The organism is Streptomyces sp. NL15-2K (assembly GCF_030551255.1).
GTDB lineage: Bacteria > Actinomycetota > Actinomycetes > Streptomycetales > Streptomycetaceae > Streptomyces.
Window position 1 is genome coordinate 11,619,682 of record NZ_CP130630.1, and the last position, 17,031, is coordinate 11,636,712.

The following is a 17,031-nucleotide window of genomic DNA, read 5'->3' on the forward strand; positions in this document are numbered from 1 at the left end:
GACGACGTTGCGGTGATGCCGCCGCTTCCCCTGAGGGAGTCAAAGCTGCTTTGCCGGCCCTTTGGCGGTACCTGGGGAACAGCTCCAGGTACCGCCATCACCGCCGACCCGTCCCCGACCGTCGGACCAGCAACGCGAAGTGAGTGCCCCTCTCCTGGTGACCAGCCTCATGCGTCCTCGCGTACGTCCTGCCGCTGCGTTGCCTCTGCGCGGACCAGGCCGAGCACTTCGAGCACCGGCCGGTCGGTCAAAGGGAACGGATCTGCGTCATCGGCGCGAGTCGTCCGCCAGCCCAGGGACTGCACGTCGCCACACGTCGTGCGTGGCGAACCGCAGCCCGGAATCGGGGAGCGATCATCATTCCCCTCCGCAGACGCCCTCGACAGCGAACTTCTGGTACAGGTGCGCCGCCGTTCACTGCGTGACCCCATCCGTGGTGCGCTTTCAGACGTTGCGCTTGCCGAGGAAGTCGGTGATGAGCTGCAGCCACTCGTCGGTCCGCTCCAGCATCGGCAGGTGGCCGGTGGCGATTTCTACGAGTTGGGCGTCGGGGATGGTCTCGGCGAGGTGGCGGTGCAGGGCGGTGGAGGTGAGCCGGTCGTCGGTGGTCGAGATGACCAAAGTGGGGATCTTGATGCCGGCGAGGTCGTCCCGGACGTCGACATGGCCGACGAGGTCGGTCTGCTCGGAGCTGCCGTCGGCCGCGGTGGCGGCGGTGTAGCCGAGGGTCTGCCGCAGTTGCTCGGCAGGCATGGACTCCAGCGCCTGGGTGCCGAGGGCCATCATGAGCAGGAATTCGGCGAGCAGTTCGCGGTCGCAGGACGCGGCGATCTTGCTCCAGACCGAGGAGGCGAGAGCGAGCCGGTTGTCGCGGTGCGGGAAGGCGGCGGTCAGGACGAGTGCGGTGACGCGCTCGGGATGGCGGGCGGCGACTCGGATGGCGACCGGGCCGCCGAGGGAGAAGCCGGACACGGCGAAGCGGTCGAGGCCCTCTGCGTCGGCGGCGGCGATGAGCTGGTCGGCGAGGTCGTCGACGGACAGCGGGGCGGTGGAGCGGGGGGTGTCGCCGCTGCCGGGGTAGTCGATGCCGACGACGGTGTGGCGGGCGGCGAGTGCTTCCAGGACGGGGCCGTAAGTGCCTGCCAGGCTGCTTCCGGCGCCGTGGGCGAGGAGCAGGCCGGGGCCGGAACCGAGGCGCGTGCGGGAGAACGTGGGTTCGGGCAGGTTGCGAGGTGACATGGTCATCCGCCTGGCCGACCCCGGGCAACCCGCGCGTGCAGCGCACCCGCAACCGCGTGCTGGCCGTCGCGCGAGAACTGCTGCCTCAGGTCGGACCGGCCGGGCTGACCTATGCCCTGCTGGCCGAGCGGGCGGACGTCACCCGCCAGACCCTCTACCGGCACTGGCCCACCCGAGCCGCACTGCTCTTCGACCTCGTCCTCGAAGGTCCCGACCTCGGCACCTACCCGGAACCGGGCAGCGACGTGGGCGCCGTGGCCACCGCCTGGCTGAAGAGCCTGCGCGCCGGCGTCAGCGTGCCGGCCGTGCGAACCGCGGCTCTGGCCGTCACCGCTCAGGCTGACCACGACCCCGACAGCGCCCAGGCACTCGTCCGCATCGGCGAAGACCGCTACGCCGGCTTCAACAGGCTGCTGGAGCCTTCGGGCGTCCAGATCAGCGACGACGAGTTCACCCTGCTGTACGGGCCCGTCCTCGCCCGGCTCTTCCTCGACCGCGGCCAGGTCACCGACGCCTTCATCGACGCCGTCGTGGCCCAGTGGCTCACCATGCTGGAGCGTGTCGGCGCACTGCAGGACTCCCAGTAGTAGTCGCCGAGACCTCTTGACAGAGGCCAACTGGAACAACCGCGTTCAGGCAGCGAAACCGGACTCGTGTCAACCGTCATCGCCACCCCCGCCGAGTCAGCCCCGCAGCCCCGCTGCCGAGCGCTACCGCACGCCCTGCATGGCTGCCATCCAGAGGCCCGCGCCCCCATCGTCGGACCGCCGCTTCATCGGCATGCGATCAGGGCGGAAGCACCCGAGAGCTGACCACTTATCCCTGACGGACCGTCTGAGTAAGAGTCCCGGTTCGTCGTACCGGTCGGGTGACAGCGCCTGACCTTCCGCATCGGTTTCCTCAGGATGGCGGCCGGAGGCGGCACCTGATCTGGAAGAAGCAGGGGACCGCTGCAGGAAGTGGGCGCCAGCCCGGCGATTGGCTTCATGGAAGCTTCATGTGCTCAGTGGTACGTGCTTTATGAGGCGGCTGTTGTCTGGCGGTCATGCACGTACTCCTCGTCCCGCCGGTGGACAGCGTTGATCACCCTGCTGTGCGGCACCTGACTACGGCGGTTGACACCGCGCTGTCCGGTGCCGTTGTGATCGGCGCGTTCCTTCGTCTGGGGTCGGCCAGGCGAGTGGACTCCGTTGGGCAGGGGTCGGCGATGACGCGCTGCATGCAGGAACCGCCACCTTGCTCACCTGTGCGGAGCCGACTGTCGGCCGGCGCGGCAATGTCCGCGTCATGGGGTTCCCACGTATGAGCGCCGGATCGATCTGCTGACGGCGACTGGCCCGGCAGAGGAGCGACTTACCCGCTTGCGCTCCCCGATCGGCCTGCACCGCGCGCACGCCCGCGCGTGGAGGCGGCGGTCTCCATTACGGCGGGGACCATCGCCGTCCTGCGCAGGCCCTGCCCGGCCTGGCGACGGCGCCGTGACGCACGCGCATACGACCTGACTCGCACACAGAATGAAGAGGAAAACTGGAAATGAACCTGCGACGGAACATCTCGCGTCGAAGGATGATCGAAGGGGCATCGGCCGCGGCGCTTGCCACGGCGGCGGCGGCCACGGTGCCGGCTGCCATGGCTAGTCCGGAGGCGGCAACGTCCGGTCCGGGGCTGCCGAAGGGCAACTGGCGTATCGATACCCACGCGCACTACAGCCCCGACGTGTACAACGACTACCTGAAGCGCTATGGCCTGCTCGGCGCCATTACCGGGGCGTACGGTCCGTGGTCGGTCGATCGGCACCTGGCCTTCATGGACCAGTACCGGATCCAGGCGAGCGTCCTGTCGTTCGGCGACCTCCAGGTCACCGTCGGCCCGGTCGACGACCGGCGCGCCACCGCCCGCGCGGTCAACGACTACGCCCGCGACCTCGTGCAGACCCGTGGTGACCGGTTCGGGATCTTCGCGGTCACCCCGATGCCCGACATCGAGGGCTCGGTGGCCGAGGTGGACCGCGCGCTCGGCGACTTGGATCTCGACGGCATCTGTCTGCTCACCAATTACAAGGGCACCTACCTGGGGGATCCTTCATTCGCGCCTCTGTACGAGATCCTCAATGACCGCGGTGCCTACGTCTACGTCCACCCGACGGGTCCGGAGGTGAACCCGGCTCCGAAGCTCTGCTTCGGTCCGGACATCCCGGCCGGGAACAACGTCTTCGAGTACACCTTCGACGCGACCCGTGCGATGACGAGCCTGATCTACAACGGTGTTCTGCGGGACTCCCCGAACATCCGCTGGCACTTCACGCACTGCGGCGGGGCACTGCCGTTCCTGGCCTACCGGCTCGCGACCCGGCACTCGGCCTTCCCGCCGTTCAATGAGGTGCTGCCGGAAGGCCCCCTCACGTACCTCTCGCGGATGTACTTCGACGACGCACAGGCGTTCACCGCCGCGCAGTTGCAGCCGCTGTCGACGCTGGTGCCCGCCGACCACATCATGTTCGGCAGTGACTGGCCGGCGACCCGCCACCTCTACGCGGCCGACAACGTCGAGACGATGCCCTTCCTCAAGGGCAGCCTGCCGCTTCTCAAGGCAGGCGACCCCGAACCGACCGTCGACGAGATCTACAGCCGACGCCAGCGGATCGCTCTCGAGCGGACCAACGCCCTCGAGCAGTTCCCGAAACTGCGGGCGCGTATACGCCGCTCCGGCTCGCGCTGAGCCGCGACCGCACGCCGAGCCCGCCGCCTGCTGCCCCGCCGGCGGGGCGATGGACGGCGCTCTGTGCAAAGGTCAGCGCCTGCCGACGGAGGGGCCACCGACGGAAATCGACGCCGCCTGGCCGGGCGAACGCGGCCCGCAGGATGGGTGCCGGGCTGTGCAGGTCCGCTTCGCACGTGGCGGGTCGTCGCTCCTGCCGCAGCGAGACCACCGCGGCAATCCAAGCCCGGCTCCTGCGGGCGGTGCCGGGCGAGGTCGACCTTCTTGCGCATACCAGGCCGTGCATCGGGCTGACGGCACCGGCGTGGAAGTCGTGAACGCCTTAGGCGACGACTAGTAGGGCTTGGTCAGGTCGGTATCGCTGTGGGTATGTCGCGGTGACAGGTGGGGCAGGCGCCGGTCCAGACCGCGAGGAGTAGCTGCAGTTCGCGGGCGACCTTGTAGAGGCTCAGGCCGACGCCGTCTCTTTTGGGGACCGGGTGATGCGCTGGAGGGTGCAGAAGGCGTGGGCTGCGGAGACGAGGGTGACGTGGTGGTGCCAGCCTCTCCAGGTGCGGCCCTCGAAGTGGGCCAGGCCCAGGACCTGCTTCATCTCGCGGTAGTCGTGCTCGATGCGCCAGCGCAGCTTCGCGGTGCGCACGAGGGTGGCCAGCGGGGTCTCGGCGGGCAGGTTGGACAGCCAGAACTGGACGGGTTCGGGCTCGGTGGCGGGCCATTCGGCCAGCAGCCAGCGCACGGGCAGTTCGGGTCCGTCGGTGTTCTTGCGGATCTCGCGTCCGGCGGGCCTGATCCGCAGGGCCACGAACCGCGAGTACATCCGCTTCAGGCCGCTGCGGCCGCTGCCCGGGCGGGAGCCTTCCCGCCACTGCACCGGCTTCGCGGCCCGCTTGCCGGCCTCGATGACCAGCTTCTTCACGGCCTGGGCCGGCTCGGGGTAAACGGGCTGCGGCCGAGGCCCGCGACCGCCGTAGGGCGGGATGTGGAGCCTGGCTTCTTCCGGCTGGGCAGTGGTCGTGGTGGAGATGCCCACCACGTAGTCAAGGCCGCGTTCCTCCAGGCCGAGGCGGAAGACCGCGGCATCGCCGTAGCCTCCGTCGGCGACGACGAGGGGGACCTCGATGCCCCACGACCTCGTCTCGTCGATCATGTCCAGGGCCAGCTGCCACTTCTCGACATGACCGACCTCTTCGGGGATGCCGCACTTCGTGCGGCGGGCCACCTTGGCCGGATCGGCCTTCGGCGAGGCGGGGTCCCAGCTCTCGGGCAGGAACAAGCGCCAGTCGACGGCCGCCGACGCTGCGTCGGAGGCCAGATGCAACGACACCCCGGCCTGGCAGTTGGTGACCTTGCCCGCGGTTCCGGTGTACTGCCGGGCCACGCACGCCGAGGCGTCCCCGTCCTTGAGGAAGCCGGTGTCATCGACGATCAGGGCGGTCGGCTTGATCACCTGCTGCATCCGCCAGGCGAGGCGGGCCCGCACATGCGCCGCCTCCCACGGGCTGGTGGTGATGAAGTGGGCCAGAGCCTGCCGGTTGCCGTCCTCACCCAGCCGGGCGGCCATCGGTTCCACCGACTTGCGCCGCCCGTCCAGCAGCAGCCCCCGCAGATAGACCTCGCCCCACCGGCGCTGATCCGCCCGCGCGAACGGCTCGAACATCTCCGCCGCGAAGTCCTCCAGATCACACCGGACCGCGGCCAACTCCCCACCCAGCACACCCGCTCAACGACCCAACCGATCAAGCGGACACGCCACCGGCGAATGAACCTGACCAAGCACTACTAGTGCCCCGACAGGCAACGTTCGCCCCGTCACGACGCCCGGCACGCACTCTCGCCGCACCGGCCGAAAGCCCAAGTACGTCCAGTACGAGGGCTTCCGGCCAGCACGCCGAGAGCACGCACCGGACGCCGCTCCTCAACGGGCAAACGTTGCCTGCCGGGGCACTAGGTCGAGGTGCCGCAGGTGGAGCGCGGCGGCACGTTCACCGGTGACGGGGATCCGTGCGGTAACGGGATGTCGGCGGAGGTGAAGTCGGCACGCGGTACGCCTGCTTGTTGTGCGCGCCCCGCCAGGTCGTCGAGGACCGCGCGTAGCCGGTCGGCAGAGGTCACGATGTCGTCCGTGGTCGGCAGCCGGCCACCGTCCAGCACGAGCGGCGGATGCCGGTGCTGGGCGAAGACCCCCAATCACAAGGCGCAGAGGTCGGCAGCCGGCTTGGCGGACGGGCTCCAGGCGCGTGCGCGCCCTCGCCGACCGCCTCATGGAGCTGCTCGACGACCCCGCGGCCCGGCGCCGGATGGGCGAGGCCGACCGGAGATCGTCGCCGGCCACGACATCCACCGTACGCTGGCCGCAGTCGAGGCCCTCTACCTCCATGCCGCCGGTCACTCCGCGGCCATGACGGCGCTCCCTCTTCCCCCTCCCCACCTCGGCGATGGAAAGCGAGCACGATGAGTACGCAGCGCGTTCTGGTCGTCGATGACGAACCCAAGATCCGCATGACCGTGCGCGGCTACCTGGAGGCGGACGGGTTCCACGTCATCGAAGCCGCGGACGGACCGTCCGCCCTGCAGGCGGTCACCTGCGACCGGCCGGACCTCGTGGTGCTGGACGTGATGCTCCCCGGGCTGGACGGATTCCAGGTCCTGCGCCGCATCCGGGAGGCGAGCCAGCTCCCGGTGATCATGCTCACCGCCCGGGACGAGGAGGTCGACCGGCTGATCGGCTTCACCACCGGCAGTGACGACTACGTCACCAAGCCGTTCAGCCCCCGCGAACTGGCACTGCGCGTGCGCGCCATCCTGCGGCGCACCGACAACCGGTCCGAGGCGGCCCACGAGGACGGGGTGCTGCGCTTCGACGGACTGACTGTCGATCCCGGGACGCGGACCGTCCTCGTCGCCGCCGACCGGACGGTGGAGCTGTCCGCCCTCGACTTCGACTTGCTGCTTGCGATGGCCCGGGCCCCTGGGCGGGTCTTCACCCGGCGCGGACTGCTGGCCCAGGTGTGGGGCGAGGACTTCTTCGGCGACGAGCGCGTCGTGGACGTACACATCCGCACTCTGCGGCGTGCGTTGGGCGACGACGCGAGCGCGCCCCGGTTCGTGGGCACCGTCCGCACCATCGGCTACCGGTTCATCGGGCGTCCCGCCTAGCGGCCAGGAAGGACACCCGCCCATGCGTCCCTCCCGCTTTCCGGCCCTCCCCAGTTGTCCTGCGCGGCTGCGCCGGCTCCAGGAGCGTCTGTCGCTCCGCAACCGGCTGGTGCTCTCTCACGTCATGGTGCTCCTCCTGGCCCTGCTGGCCATGGCGGCGATCAGCGCGCTGATCGAGGTGTGGCTCGGGCTTGACGACATCGAGGGCGACTTGGTCCTGCAGGTCGGCCTCTTGTTCGGAGCAGCCGCGGCTTTCCCGGCGTCCGTCGCCCTGTCCCGGTTTCTGCTGCGTCCGCTCGACCGGGTGCGCGCCGCCACGCGCCGGCTTGCCGAGGGGCACTACGACGACATCCTCGACCTCCCCAGCGAGCCGGGACTGGCGGCGCTGGTCGAGGACGTGAACAGGCTGGCGGCAACCCTCGCCGACACCGAACGCCGCCGCGCCCGGCTGATCTCCGAGGTCGCCCACGAAATGCGGACCCCCATCACCATCCTGCGCGGCCAGATCGAGGGCATGGCCGACGGCATCTTCGTCCCCGACGACGCGATGTTCGCCTCGCTCGCCGACGACCTTCACCGGCTGCAGCGCCTGGCGGGCGACCTCTCCAGCCTGTCCCGGTCGGAGGAGGGCGCCTTCGATCTCCACCACAAGCCCACCGACGTGGCCACGGTGGCACGGGCCACCGCCGAGCGGCTGCGCCCCCAGTACGACGACCAGATGGTGACCCTTGTCGTGCACGCGGACACACCCGTCGTCGCCTTCTGCGACCCGGACCGGATCACCCAGGTCCTGGTGAACCTGCTCGGCAACGCACTGACCGCATGCGATCCGCACGGTCATGTGGCGCTGTCCGTGCACACCGAACCAACTCCTGTGCACCACGTCGCGGTCCGCGTCATGGACGACGGCATCGGCATCGCCGCACACAACCTGGAGCGCATCTTCCACCGCTTCGAACACCTCGAGCATCCCGGCCGACCCGCTGCCGGCGGCAGCGGCATCGGCCTGACCATCGCCTGGGGCATCGCCCGAGCTCACGGCGGAGACATCACCGCGGAATCCGCCGGGCTGGGCAAGGGAGCAACCTTCAGCTTGCGCCTACCGCAGGAACCCGCCCCAGGGGGCGACACGCCTCCTGTCTCCCGCTGACTCCATCGGCCCCCCACCCCGCCGTCCCCCACCCCGCCGTCCCGCGGCCCGGCGTCCGGTTCGCCGCCCAGAGCTCGTACGGATCCGCCGTGCGCTGGCTCCATGCCGCGGCCAGAGCTGCACCATGAGTCAGGTCGGGGGCTGCCCTGGCCGAAACACCTGCGGTGACCCCCCTCGTGACCTGCGCGTATCGACAGTCGCTGAACCTAGTTGACATCAGTGCAGGTCACGAAGATTGCCTAGTGCCAAGCGGCGATCCTGGTCACAACTTTTGTGTGACCAGGCTTCATAGCTGGCGCGACGTTGAGCCGTCCGTCGGGAAACCAGCGGTAGAAGGGCGCGCCCGAGGAGTCCAGGGCGTGTTGCGGAGTGACGTCCCAGTCGATGGCCTCTGCCGCCCTCAGCCAGAAGCTCTCCGGGTCCTCGGTACTGGCGCGGAAGACATCTTCGTACGTTCCCATCGCGCACTCCTTCGTGGCATCGAGGGACGGTGGTGCGGCTGCGTGCGGAACGGTGTGCAGCTGCTGCTCACGCGCCAAGGTGCTTACGGAGCCACCGGCCCATCTGCTGGATTGCCTGGTCCACCTCGGGTACGCGCCCCGCGCCCAGGACGAACGAGTGCTGCCCCTCGGGCATCGGGTGGACCTCGGAGGTGACCTTGAAGTCCGCGAGTCGGCGGCCGAGCTGGGCGCCGTCGTCGGCGAGGGTCTCGCACTCGCCGTAGTGGACGGTCGTGGGCGGCAGGCCGGTCAGATCGGCGTTCACGAGGCTGATCTGCGGGTCGGCGAAGTCCACTCCGGGGTCCTGCAGCCAGGCTCCGCGGAAGAGCTCGAGGGTGTTCCTGCTGAGCATCTTGTCGTTGTCTTCGTTCGCGTCCACCGACGCGTTCTGCATGGTGAGGTCGGTCCACGGCGAGACGCTGACTATCGCGCCGGGGGTGGCCTCACCCTTGGCGAGCAGACGCAGCGGGAGCATCACCGCGAGGGTTCCGCCGATCGAGTGGCCGGTGCTGCCGATGTTCTGAGGCTGGTAGCCCTGCGAGAGCAGCCAGCGGTAGGCGGTCTCGGCGTCGTCGAGCTGCGCGGGGTAGGGGTGTTCGGGCGCCAGGCGGAAGTCCACGACGAGGGAGCGGGCTCCTGCCGCCTTCGCGATGTGGCCGGCGGCCTTGCGGTCGGAGTGCATCGATGCGGTGACGGATCCGCCGAAGTGGAAGTGGAGCAGCGCCCGGTCGGTGTCGGCGTCCTTGGGGATGGCCCACAGGGCGGGGACGCCGCCCGCGTCCACCTCGGCGTAGTGACGCCTTCCGGCTCGGTCGATGCCTTGTGGTTCGAGTCGACGATGTCGCGGATGACGGCCAGGTCGAGGCCGGGTATGGCCGCCTTCGCGCTCACGCTCGCGAGGAACTCCGCGAACTCGTGTGCCTCTGGGCTCAGTCCCATGGCGGTGCTCCTTCTCAGACGGTTGCCGTGCCGGGTTCGCCCGCGACAGCCGGGTCGATGTTCTGGTCATGACGCTATTGGCTGAGTATAAGAAAGTAAACTCAGATGACGGTGGCAACGTTCGCCGGTCAGGCCATCGGCCGCGTTCACCGCACCGGAAAACCCTTGGCGTTCATTCCGGCATCAGTTCGTCGGCCCGTTCGGCGACCTCATGTCGTAGAGCGCTCCATAGGGCGCGTACAGCGGGGTGCGTCACCGCCTCGCGGCGCACTGCCAGGGTGATGGGGAGCCGGATGTCGATCTCTTCTGCGAGCAGCCGGCGCAGTTGCGTCCGCTGGGCCAGAAAGGCAGGCAGGACGCCGATGCCGGCCCCCTGCTGGGTGGCTTCCAGCTGGGCGAAGACATTCGTCGAGGAGAATGCCGGGGTCATTCCGGGAAGGTGGCGTTCGATGTCGAGGTCGCCGACCTGCAGCATCGACTCGATGTAGAAGATGAGCGGGTGATCGCGCAGCTCGGCCACCGTCTCCGGTCGGCCGTACGTGGTGAGGTAGTCGTCACAGGCGTAGAGCCCCAGCGTGTAGTCGGTGAGGTGCTCGGTCACCAGGCGGATGCTGGCGGGAACGCCGATGACGAGAGCGAGATCGAAACCGGACGGGCGCAGGGCGAGCTGCCGTGTCGCGGTGATGAGTTCGACCTGGAGCCGGGGGTGCCGGCGGCGCACCCGTACGAGGGCGGGCGTGGCGAAGGCGGTGCCGAAGCCGTCGGGCGCGCTGACGCGCACCGTGCCGTGCAGGGACGGCGAGTCCTGCCCCGCCACGGTGTCGGCGACGCGGTCGATGGCCTCCTCGATAGCGCGGGCGTCCTCAGAGACGGCTCTTCCGATGTCGGTGAGCGTCCATCCCTCTGTGCCGCGTTCGATGAGGCGCAGGCCGAGGCTCTTCTCCAATGCGGCGATACGTCGTGACACGGTGGTGTGGTCCACGCCGAGGGCGTCGGCGGCTGTCACCAGGCGTCCGGTACGGGACACCGCGAGCAGGTAGCGCAGATCGTCCGCGCGAAGTTTGCGCGGGTCGACGGAGCGATCGACGGAGCGAGGGGAGCCGGCCGGCTGCGGGGTGGGGTTCTCGTCCGGGGAGTGGGGGTGCACGGCCCGACCGTATCTGCATTTCTGCACAGTGGGTGTGCGCCATTGGTGGTTGTTTGCACACGGTGCGGGGCCGCACAGTCAGGGCAGTGGGCGCGACATGCCCCGCCGTTCTTGCCGAAAGGGCCGCCATGATTGCCAGCCTTTCCCTCCCGCGGACCCTGCGCGTAGGCGGCGGTGCCGTCGGCGAGCTGGGCGACGTCGGCGCAGGGCTGGGCCTGCGCCGCCCGCTGCTGGTCACGGACGCCTTCCTCGCTGGGACCGGTGCGGCGGAACGACTGATGGCGACGCTGAGAGATGCCGGATTGCAGCCGCGCCTGTTCGCCGGCACCGTCCCGGATCCGACGACCGACTCGCTCGACGCGGGCCTGACCGTGCTGCGGGAACACGGGGCGGACTCGGTGATCGGATTCGGCGGCGGCAGCCCGATGGACACCGCCAAGGCCCTCGGCCTGCTCGGCGTCCAGGGCGGCCGGATGGGGGACTACAAGGCCCCGCACACCAACCTCGGCCCGGCGCTTCCGTTGATCGCGGTCCCGACGACCGCGGGCAGTGGCTCGGAGGCCACCCAGTTCACCATCATCACCGACAGCGCCACGGACGAGAAGATGCTCTGTCCGGGGCCGGCGTTCCTGCCGGTCGCCGCCGTCGTCGACTTCGAACTGACTCTGTCGATGCCGTCCCGGCTGACCGCCGACACCGGCGTCGACGCGCTCACGCATGCCGTCGAGGCGTACGTGAGCCGCAAGGCCAATCCGTTCTCCGACGGCCTCGCGCTGAACGCGATCCGGACCATCGGCCACCACCTCCGCCGCGTCTACGCCGACGGGGGAGACCGCGAGGCTCGCGAGGCAATGATGCTCGCCGCGACCCAGGCCGGCATCGCCTTCTCCAACTCCAGCGTGGCACTGGTGCACGGCATGAGCCGCCCGATCGGCGCTCACTTCCACGTCGCCCACGGCCTGTCGAACGCGATGCTCTTCCCCGCGGTGACCGCGTTCTCCGCGCCCGCCGCCGAGAGCCGGTACGCCGACTGCGCCCGCGCCCTCGGAGCCGCCACCGACGGCGACAGCAACGCCTTGGCCGCCGATAAGCTCGTGGAGGCGCTCCGAGCCCTGTGCCAGGATCTTGAGGTGCCCACCCCCCAAACCCACGGCATCGCAAAGGACGAGTGGTTCCGCCTGTCGCCCCTCATGGCCGAGCAGGCGCTCGCGTCCGGATCCCCTGCCAACAACCCCGTCGTACCCACCGTGGACGAGATCCAGGATCTCTACGCGCAGATCTACGCCTGACACCCGGCGAGTGAGGAACGTGATGGCCACGACAGCCAGGTCCGCGCGGAGACGAGATGCGGAGACGAGATGCGGAGACGAAATGACGACCGATGACTGATACCGCTGCCGTCGAGATTCTCGCCGACGTCCACCGGGGCGTCGGCCGCATCGTTTTGAACCGGCCCAAGGCGCTCAACGCCCTGACGACAGGCATGGTCGTCGCCATCGACCGTGCGCTCGCCGAGTGGGAGCGCATACCGCTGTCCGCAGTGGTGTTCGCCAGTACCGGCACGAAGGCGTTCTGCGCCGGCGGAGACATCCGCACCATCCGCGAGCAGAGCCTCGCCGGGGATGCCGAGGCCAGTGAGCGGTTCTTCGCGTCCGAGTACCGGCTCAACGCCCGGATCGCCGAGTATCCCGTGCCGGTCGTGTCGCTCATCGACGGCCTGTGCATGGGCGGCGGTCTCGGTCTGTCCGTCCACGGCAGCTTCCGCGTCGTCACCGAGGGCGCGGTGCTGGCGATGCCCGAGACCGGGATCGGGTTCTTCCCGGACGTCGGGGCCAGCTACTTCCTGCCGAGGCTGCCCGGCGCGATCGGCATGTACCTGGGGCTGACCGGGCAACGGCTCGACGCGGCCGACGCTCTGTACACGGGGCTGGCCACGCACTTCGTCCCCGCCGACGGGGTCGAGGCGGTCGGGGATGCCCTGGCCGACAGCCCCGGCGAACCGGTGGACGTGGTCCTGAACCGCCTCGCCGGCCGTTCCCCGGTGGCGGGCAGCAGGCTGGCGGAGGTACGCGGGGACGTGGACTGGGCGTTCGGCGCGCCGGCCCTCGGCGAGATCGAGAAACGCCTGCGCCACCTCGACACCCCATGGGCGGCAGCCGCGTTGGCCGCCCTGGAGTCCGCCTCGCCGCAGAGCCTGGAGATCACTCACGCCCTGCTTGCCCGGGGCAGGCAGCGCACGTTGCGCGAGTGCCTCAGTGCCGAACTCGCCCTCACACGCACGACCATCCGCACTCCGGACTTCCTGGAGGGCGTCCGTGCGGCCCTGGTCGACAAGGACCGCAATCCCAACTGGCAACGTGCGTCGCTCGGCGGACGGACGTTGCCGTCCTGAGCATGTCTGCCGTGAGCAGGACGTTGCCTCGCCCAAGGGGCTGGTCGTGCAGGAGGGGCGCGCTTCGAGGAGACGGGAGCGGGGGCCCGCCGACCAGGTTGTTACGGGTGCGGGAGCGGGAGGCGCTCTGACTGAGTCATGCGTCCGTCACACAACGGGTGCGGGGGGTCGACCACGGCTCGGTGCGGTCGGCGTAGCGCCGCGTGGCGCGCTGTGTCGGGAGCCTTATGGCGTGCGGAGTGCCACCGAGACGCCTACAGCGGCGGCTCTCCGCTGCCGTACGGCAGCAGCTCTCCGCGACCGTAGTCGCCATGGGATCACCGACGGCGTCGTCGCCCCTCCGGTGACCGTGCCGGAAGGAGTGTCTGTGGCCGGCACGGTCTCAGTCGTTGTCGGGCACCATCGAGACCACGACCTTGCCGGCCTTGGTGCGGCCCTGCTCGACGTGCGCCATCGCCTCGAGCGTCTGGTCGAACGGGAAGGTGCTGTCGATGACCGGGCGGAGCTTCCCGCTGTCGTAGAGGGCGCCGAGTTTGCGCAGCTGGGAGCCGTTGGCCTGCATGAAGAAGAACTGGTAGCGCACGCCCAGCGCCTTCGCCTGCTTGCGGATCTTGCGACTGAGCGTGTTCATGATCAGGCCCAGGAATGAGGGGGAGCCGAGCTGCTTGGCGAAGCCGGCGTCCGGTGGGCCGACGACACTGATGGCCAGGCCGCCGGGCTTCAGCACTGTCAGCGACTTCTCGAGGTCCGCTCCGCCCAGGGAGTCCAGCACCAGGTCGTAGTCGGACAGCACCTTCGAGAAGTCTTCCTTGGTGTAGTCGACGACGACGTCGGCGCCGAGGCTCCTGACCAACTTCTCGGTCTTGGTGTCCGTGGTCGTCGCCACTGTGGCGCCGAGATGCTTGGCGAGCTGAATGACTGTCGAGCCGAGGCCACCGGCGCCGGCGTGGATGAGCACCTTCTGACCCGGCTTCACGTGGGTGCGCTCGACGAGAACCTGCCAGGCGGCCAGGGCCACCAATGGCACTGCGGCTGCCTCTTGGAGGGTGAGGGAGGCCGGCTTGGGTGCGACATCGTCCATGTCGATCGCGATGAACTCCGCGAAGCCGCCGATCCGCAGGTCGCGCGGACGGGCGTAGACCTCGTCGCCGACTTCGAAGCCGTGTACGGCGGAGCCGACCCGCGCCACGACGCCGGCCACGTCGTGGCCGAGCACGAACGGAAGCTTGTACTTCAGGAGCTGCTTGAACTCCCCGTTGCGGACCATTTTGTCCAGCGGGTTGATACTGGCGGCGCTCACTCTGACCAGGACGTCGCGGTCTCCGACGGTGGGCTCAGGTACCTCTGCGGCGCGTGCGCCGTCCTTGCCGTACTTCTCGACGACGAATGCCTTCATGTCGGCCGCCTTTCTGCGTGGGTATTCCGGTGGTCGATTCGATTCTTCGCGCAGGTCCCCCTGTGCGCCCGTTTCTTGCGTGCGGCCGGGTTGATGTGCTGGCCACGACGCTACTTCCTGAGTATTAAAAAGTAAACTCAGGTTCGCGGCGGGGTGACCGCCATCCCGCCGACCCGGAGGGCCCGACCGAAGCGGCTTGCCGACCGGGGCTACGACCTGATCCTGGTGGCCCGGAACACTGCGCGGCTGGAAACGCTGGCGTCTGACATCCGCGGCCGCACGGGCCGCGCGGTGGACGTCGTCACCGCCGACCTCACCGATGCGGCGCAGATCTCCGTGGTCGAGGAGCGTCTGCGGACCGACGAGAGCATCGAGGTACTGATCAACAATGCCGGCGGTGCGCTGCTCACGCCGCTGGCGGCCTCGGACGCGGCGGCCTACGAGGCGCTGATCAACCTCAATGTGACAGCGCTGACCAGGCTGACCATCGCGGTCCTGCCGGGTCTGACGGCCCGCGGGCACGGCACCGTCGTGAACATCTCCTCTGCCATGGCTCTCAACATCCTGCCCGTCAGCGCCGTCTACAGCGGCACCAAGAGCTATGTGCTGACGTTCACCCAGGCCCTGCAGCAGGAACTCGCCGAGAGCCCCGTCACCGTGCAGGCCGTGCTGCCGGGCGCCGTCCGCACCGAGCTCTGGGACGGCTCAGGCGTCGACCTCGAAGCCCTTCCCGACGAGTCGATCATGAGCGTGGACGACGCCGTCGACGCGGCGCTCGCCGGCCTCGACGCCGGGGAGCCCGTCACCATCCCGTCCCTGCCCCAGATCAGCGACTGGGAGTCGTTCGAGAAGGCGCGTCAGACGCTCGTCCCGAACCTCTCGCAGCGGGTCCCAGCCGATCGCTACCGCGGCTGACCGTCGCTCGAACTCCCATGCCGAAGTCCCTTTGTGACAACGGCAAGGCCGATGCCGCACGCGACTGATGCGTCCTGCGGCGTGGGGAAGACCGATGCGCTCGGCCTCCTCCTTCCCTCCGCCTGTACGAACAGCCGGGGCCCGGCACTGCACTGCCTTCCACGGTGGAAGGTGACCGGGCCCGTCCGGCCGGTCACCGCCTACGTGCTACCCGCGGGGCAGGCAGCCCGCCACCCCGCAGCTCTCTCTCGCCCTTACTCACCCTCATTTGAGAACATCCATGTTGAACGCCCTGTGGAACCCGATCGTCGCCGGGGAGATCTCCCTGCCGCACCGACTGGCGATGGCCCCCATGACGCGGGACCGGTCCACCCCGGAAGGCACCCCCACCGAGCTGAACGCCGAGTACTACGCCCAGCGCGCGTCGCACGCCCTCATCATCACCGAGGGCACCCAGCCCAACGCCGACGGCCAGGGCTACCTGCTCACCCCCGGCATCCACTCCGATGAGCACATCGCCGGGTGGCGCAAGGTCACCGACGCCGTGCACGGCGTCGACGGACGTATCGTCGTTCAGCTCATGCACGTCGGACGGATGTCCCACCCCGACAACACCCCCCACCACCGGCAGCCGGTCGCCCCCTCCCCGGTGCAGCCGGCGGGTGAAATGTTCGCCCCGTCCGGCCCGCAGGAGACACCAGTTCCGCGCGAACTGTCCACCGAGGAGGTCGCCGCCACGGTCGACGTCACGGACACCCGGATCAACCTGAACCGCGCGGACCTGAGCGGTCTGCCCCCGACCCTCGTCTCCTGGGGCACCTACGAGGTCCTGGCCGGCGAGGACGAGGAGTTCGCCGCCCGCGTCAAGGACGCCGGAATCGACACGACGACCGTCGTGGTCCCCGGAGGCCAGCACTCCTACGTCTACGGCGCCGGCCGCATTCCCGAGACCGACGCCGCCATCGCACAGATCGGCGCATGGGTCCGGGAGAAGACGAAGATCTGACCGAGCGGTACAGGCGCGGGCAGTTGCCAGATCCTCCCCGCGCCCGCCGGATCGGGACGGTGGACGGACGCCGACACGACCCGCGGTCGCACGCAGACCCGCGACGCCCGCAACCCCGTCCCCGTCCCGGTCTCGGTCCCGGTCCGGCAGACGACGGCCGGGACGGCCGACCACGACGGCGGCCTCAGCCACGCGCGCACCGCCACGCGCGACCAAGCTCGCCGACCCTCGGGTCGCCGCCCGGGCCGAGGAGGAGCTCATCGCTTGGGCGACAGCGACGTCGCCACAGCCGTCGACGACGTACTCACCGCGCTGCGAGCGGCCGACGCCAAGGCCGCGGTCAAGCCGGCGAACCTCCCCGTCGACATCGCGACTACGGCTACCTGGGCTGCCGACAGGCGCGTGGCCGGCTTCGAGTAGATGGCGTCGCGGCGAGTGAACCGCGGCCTGAAGGAAATCGCCCGCAGAGCCTG

Annotated in this window: 16 protein-coding genes; 9 read left to right on the forward strand and 7 right to left on the reverse strand. The window is 69.5% G+C overall.

The genetic code is table 11. The features are described 5' to 3' along the window. Positions 1-444 precede the first annotated feature (444 nt). The gene (locus tag Q4V64_RS50790) at positions 445-1,239 is read right to left on the reverse strand and encodes an alpha/beta hydrolase (protein ID WP_124436782.1); all 795 of its coding nucleotides are present in this window, start codon (positions 1,237-1,239) and stop codon (positions 445-447) included. On the opposite strand from Q4V64_RS50790, the gene Q4V64_RS50795 reads away from it, so the two are divergent. After that, a complete protein-coding gene (locus Q4V64_RS50795) occupies positions 1,233-1,826 on the forward strand; it encodes a TetR/AcrR family transcriptional regulator (protein ID WP_124436781.1) in 594 nt (197 codons plus the stop codon). The two genes, Q4V64_RS50790 and Q4V64_RS50795, sit on opposite strands and share 7 nt — an antisense overlap. 1,042 nt (positions 1,827-2,868) lie before the next feature. Next, positions 2,869-3,957, forward strand: a complete 1,089-nt coding sequence (locus tag Q4V64_RS50800; RefSeq protein WP_172628939.1) for an amidohydrolase family protein — start codon at positions 2,869-2,871, stop codon at positions 3,955-3,957. A gap of 448 nt (positions 3,958-4,405) precedes the next feature. On the opposite strand, the gene Q4V64_RS50805 is transcribed toward Q4V64_RS50800, so the two are convergent. Continuing rightward, a complete protein-coding gene (locus tag Q4V64_RS50805) occupies positions 4,406-5,614 on the reverse strand; it encodes an IS701 family transposase (RefSeq protein ID WP_172629642.1) in 1,209 nt (402 codons plus the stop codon). A 287-nt stretch (positions 5,615-5,901) separates the two neighbouring features. Then, positions 5,902-6,144, reverse strand: a complete 243-nt coding sequence (locus Q4V64_RS50810) for a hypothetical protein (RefSeq protein ID WP_216377755.1) — start codon at positions 6,142-6,144, stop codon at positions 5,902-5,904. Between the two features lie 264 nt (positions 6,145-6,408). Between Q4V64_RS50810 and Q4V64_RS50815 the strand changes: the two genes are divergently transcribed. Continuing rightward, a complete protein-coding gene (locus Q4V64_RS50815) occupies positions 6,409-7,113 on the forward strand; it encodes a response regulator transcription factor (RefSeq protein WP_124445732.1) in 705 nt (234 codons plus the stop codon). Positions 7,114-7,135: 22 nt separating this feature from the next. After that, positions 7,136-8,263, forward strand: a complete 1,128-nt coding sequence (locus Q4V64_RS50820; protein WP_303715043.1) for a HAMP domain-containing sensor histidine kinase — start codon at positions 7,136-7,138, stop codon at positions 8,261-8,263. A 239-nt stretch (positions 8,264-8,502) separates the two neighbouring features. Here the strand turns inward: Q4V64_RS50820 and Q4V64_RS50825 are convergent, their stop codons facing one another. The 3 genes from Q4V64_RS50825 to Q4V64_RS50835 all read right to left on the reverse strand — a co-directional run bounded on the left by Q4V64_RS50825 (position 8,503) and on the right by Q4V64_RS50835 (position 10,849). Then, positions 8,503-8,724 carry an acetyl-coenzyme A synthetase N-terminal domain-containing protein gene (locus Q4V64_RS50825; protein WP_348540833.1) on the reverse strand — a complete coding sequence of 74 codons (222 nt, stop codon included), beginning with the start codon at positions 8,722-8,724 and terminating at the stop codon, positions 8,503-8,505. A 67-nt stretch (positions 8,725-8,791) separates the two neighbouring features. Further along, positions 8,792-9,547 carry an alpha/beta hydrolase gene (locus Q4V64_RS50830; RefSeq protein WP_253267527.1) on the reverse strand — a complete coding sequence of 252 codons (756 nt, stop codon included), beginning with the start codon at positions 9,545-9,547 and terminating at the stop codon, positions 8,792-8,794. Positions 9,548-9,874: 327 nt separating this feature from the next. Next, positions 9,875-10,849: a LysR family transcriptional regulator gene (locus Q4V64_RS50835; RefSeq protein ID WP_124445627.1), complete on the reverse strand. Its 975-nt coding sequence runs from the start codon at positions 10,847-10,849 to the stop codon at positions 9,875-9,877. Positions 10,850-10,977: 128 nt separating this feature from the next. Between Q4V64_RS50835 and Q4V64_RS50840 the strand changes: the two genes are divergently transcribed. Further along, a complete protein-coding gene (locus Q4V64_RS50840; protein WP_124445628.1) occupies positions 10,978-12,138 on the forward strand; it encodes an iron-containing alcohol dehydrogenase in 1,161 nt (386 codons plus the stop codon). A gap of 92 nt (positions 12,139-12,230) precedes the next feature. Further along, positions 12,231-13,241 carry an enoyl-CoA hydratase/isomerase family protein gene (locus Q4V64_RS50845; protein ID WP_124445629.1) on the forward strand — a complete coding sequence of 337 codons (1,011 nt, stop codon included), beginning with the start codon at positions 12,231-12,233 and terminating at the stop codon, positions 13,239-13,241. A 382-nt stretch (positions 13,242-13,623) separates the two neighbouring features. On the opposite strand, the gene Q4V64_RS50850 is transcribed toward Q4V64_RS50845, so the two are convergent. Continuing rightward, positions 13,624-14,637: an NADP-dependent oxidoreductase gene (locus Q4V64_RS50850; RefSeq protein ID WP_124445630.1), complete on the reverse strand. Its 1,014-nt coding sequence runs from the start codon at positions 14,635-14,637 to the stop codon at positions 13,624-13,626. Between the two features lie 153 nt (positions 14,638-14,790). Here Q4V64_RS50850 and Q4V64_RS50855 point away from each other — a divergent pair, with 153 nt between their 5' ends. The 3 genes from Q4V64_RS50855 to Q4V64_RS50865 all read left to right on the forward strand — a co-directional run bounded on the left by Q4V64_RS50855 (position 14,791) and on the right by Q4V64_RS50865 (position 16,978). Next, on the forward strand, positions 14,791-15,552 hold the full coding sequence (locus tag Q4V64_RS50855) for an SDR family oxidoreductase (protein ID WP_124445631.1): 762 nt from the start codon (positions 14,791-14,793) through the stop codon (positions 15,550-15,552). A gap of 280 nt (positions 15,553-15,832) precedes the next feature. Next, positions 15,833-16,558: an alpha/beta hydrolase fold domain-containing protein gene (locus Q4V64_RS50860; RefSeq protein WP_124445632.1), complete on the forward strand. Its 726-nt coding sequence runs from the start codon at positions 15,833-15,835 to the stop codon at positions 16,556-16,558. Positions 16,559-16,822: 264 nt separating this feature from the next. After that, positions 16,823-16,978: a hypothetical protein gene (locus tag Q4V64_RS50865; RefSeq protein ID WP_172629614.1), complete on the forward strand. Its 156-nt coding sequence runs from the start codon at positions 16,823-16,825 to the stop codon at positions 16,976-16,978. Positions 16,979-17,031 lie beyond the last annotated feature (53 nt).